This is a genomic window from Brevundimonas sp. GN22 (genome assembly GCF_054824005.1).
Map to the genome: position 1 here is coordinate 1 of NZ_JSYD01000120.1, position 2,882 is coordinate 2,882.

Consider the following 2,882-nt stretch of genomic DNA (forward strand, 5'->3'; position numbering starts at 1 on the left):
GCTGACGTTCTACCTCTGAACTATACCCGCCCGGGCGGCTGGCGATGCTGCCGCTTGATTTGGCGAACATAGCAGCGGCGTTTCAAATGAAAAGGCCCGGCGCAATGGCCGGGCCTTGAAATCTGCGCGCTGCGACAGGGACTTAGTTGGGCAGACGCTCGGATTGGATGCCTTCGGCGGCCAGCATCGACTGGACGCTGTCGGCACCGGCAAGGTGAGCCGCGCCCACGGCGATAAAGGCCGTACCGGAGCCCTCGAGCAGTTGCTTGATCTGGCGGGTCCAGTTGGCGTTACGGCGCGTCAACATGATGTCGTAGGCCTCGGGGGACTGGGTCTTCATCTTTTGGACCATGTCCTGATCGATGTAGGCGACATTGCCGGTCGACCAAGCCTGCACCAGCTTTTCAACCTCTTCCGGCGTCTCGTTCAGGTCCTTGAGGCCTGCCCGGAGCATTTCAACCTGTCCTTCTTCGGACATGCCCGCCATCAGTTCGATCTGCTCCTTCATGCTCTCGAAGCCCTTGAGCGGTTTGCCAAGTGCTGCGGCGCGCGCCATCAGAATTTTCTCGACACCCGCATTGGGGTCAAAGCCGTTAGCGACCATCTGGACCAACGCCAGTTGCATTGACACCAGCCACGGGCGCATCGGGTCGAACGCTGCGGCGGTCGCACCCATCTTGGAAGCGGCTTGGTCCAGCGCGGCGATATCCTCTGCGGTGAGCAGGCTGGACAGCGGACGGTCGGGCGACAGACCGTGCTGCATCATCAACTGTTGGGCTTGGGTAGCGTCGTCAATGTCCGTTAGCTCCAGCCAGATCTCGTCGGCCGAGGCGAATGCCTGTTCGACCTGAGGCGTGCTCCAGCCCGTGGTCGGGCGAAGCAGGTGGAAACTACCAAACAGATAAAGGGTCGAATCTTCGTCACGGATCACCCAGATCGCAGGCCCCTGACCTGCGGCCTGCGGGATAGGATCAAGAACGGCCGGTGCCTGTTGTGCAAAGGCGGCGGGTGCCAGGAACAGGGCACCGATGGCGGCAGCGGATGCGAAGAGACGGCGGGTGGACTTCAACATGGGCATTTCCTCTGGGGGTTCTAGTTGGGACGAGCCGGCGTCAGGCCGCTTCATCGATAAAGATGTCTTCGATGCGCATCTCGAACAGACGCGCAATTTTGAACGCGAGTGGCAGGGACGGGTCATATTTGCCCGTCTCGAGCGCATTCACAGTCTGGCGAGAGACGCCAAGCTCCTGCGCTAGATGGGCTTGAGACCAGTCACGCTCTGCGCGGAGCACTTTGAGACGATTGTTCACTGAGGGCTCCTATCGGCGGCTAAACCACCACCAAGCCCACGCTATGCCATAGCCGATGAGCAGCACGACCATGAGGCCAAACGCACCGCTGGCAGCATAGGCTACAGGGTCGGTGCGGCCATCAAGCGTGGGAACGCTCCAGTTCTCGGACGCAGGTGCCATCGAGAGAAGCAGAGCCACCACGCCGACGCCTAGACCGGCAGAGCCGCCCCAGTACCACGACCATTTGTGGGCTTCCTGCGCCGCCTCATCGATGGATTTCATCCAATAGGCACCATAGGCGAAGCTGGCAGCGGCAAGCACTACGGCAATCGCACCGATGATCCAGACGAAGCTTCGGCCTTCAACGACGGATGTCTGACCGGACGCCTCTGCATAACCTTGCAGGAAACCTACAACGCCGCCGCTGACCATAGTGATGATCAGAAAGACGATAACGCTGATGACGCGACCTTTGGGAGTGGAAAACAGGCGACTAATCATAATGCCCCTCAACTGATGACAAGGAAACTTTACAAGCCAACTTCAGGGCCTGTCAAGCACCCTTGTCATCAAGTTGAGGGGATGATTTTGGAGAGCTAGACGTCGGGCATATCCTCGACGTCCGGTGCATCGAGAAGTGCAGCCGCGACAGGCGCATCCAGAACTTCAACCCCGCGAAGACGACGCTCGACAGCGCGGGTGCGTTTGCCTGCCTCGTCCACGGTCTTGCGGGCCGTATCCAGCTGTTTGCCCAGCTTGTCCCAGACATCGCCATACTTCTGGAACTCGGCCTTGGCCGCGCCCAGAACCTGCCAGACTTCGCTGGAGCGTTTCTGGATCGCCAGGGTGCGGAAGCCCATCTGCAGCGAGTTGAGGAAGGCCGCGAGGTTCGACGGGCCTGCCACCATCACGCGGTGCTGGCTCTGGATTTCGCGGATCAGACCGGGGCGACGCGCGACTTCGGCATAAAGGCCCTCGGTCGGCAGATACATGATGGCGAAATCAGTGGAGTACGGCGGCTTGATATAGCTGTCCGAGATGGTCTTGGCCTGAATACGGACAGCGCGTTCCAGTTGTTTGGCCGCCAAATCGATCTGGTTCAGGTCGCCCAGTTCATGCGCCGTGAGCAGGCGGTCATAGTCTTCGTGCGGGAATTTGGCATCGATCGGCAGGAGGATCGCCTCGCCCTCGCCCTGCCCCGGCATGCGCACGGCAAACTCGACACGCTGGCCCGATGCCGGATCGATCTGGGTGTTGGAGACATATTGCTCAGGTGCCAGCATCTCTTCGAGGATAGCGCCCAGCTGCATTTCGCCCCAGCCGCCGCGCGTTTTAACATTGGTCAGCACGCGTTTCAGATCGCCCACGCCATTGGCGAGGCTCTGCATTTCGCCAAGACCCTTGTGTACAGCTTCCAGACGGTCGGAGACCTGTTTGAAGCTTTCGCCCAGACGTTGTTCGAGGGTGCCTTGCAGCTTTTCCTCGACGGTGGCGCGCATCTTCTCGAGCTTTTCCTCGTTGTCCTTGCGCAGGGTCTCGAGGTTCTGACCAACCGTGGTGCGGACTTTTTCCAGTTCCGCCGCCATGACC

Annotated in this window: 4 protein-coding genes; all 4 read right to left on the reverse strand. The window is 60.2% G+C overall.

The window, feature by feature from the left end; translation table 11 throughout:
• Positions 1-142: 142 nt before the first annotated feature.
• Positions 143-1,072, reverse strand: coding sequence for a TraB/GumN family protein (locus tag OB03_RS13855; protein ID WP_242912915.1), 930 nt, complete (start codon positions 1,070-1,072; stop codon positions 143-145).
• 40 nt (positions 1,073-1,112) lie between these two features.
• Complete coding sequence (locus OB03_RS13860; RefSeq protein WP_242912914.1) at positions 1,113-1,310, reverse strand: helix-turn-helix transcriptional regulator; 198 nt, start codon at positions 1,308-1,310, stop codon at positions 1,113-1,115.
• 9 nt (positions 1,311-1,319) lie between these two features.
• Positions 1,320-1,793: a hypothetical protein gene (locus OB03_RS13865; protein WP_242912913.1), complete on the reverse strand. Its 474-nt coding sequence runs from the start codon at positions 1,791-1,793 to the stop codon at positions 1,320-1,322.
• Positions 1,794-1,888: 95 nt separating this feature from the next.
• On the reverse strand, positions 1,889-2,882 hold a 994-nt coding region (locus OB03_RS13870; protein ID WP_461344547.1), incomplete at its 5' end, for a DNA recombination protein RmuC.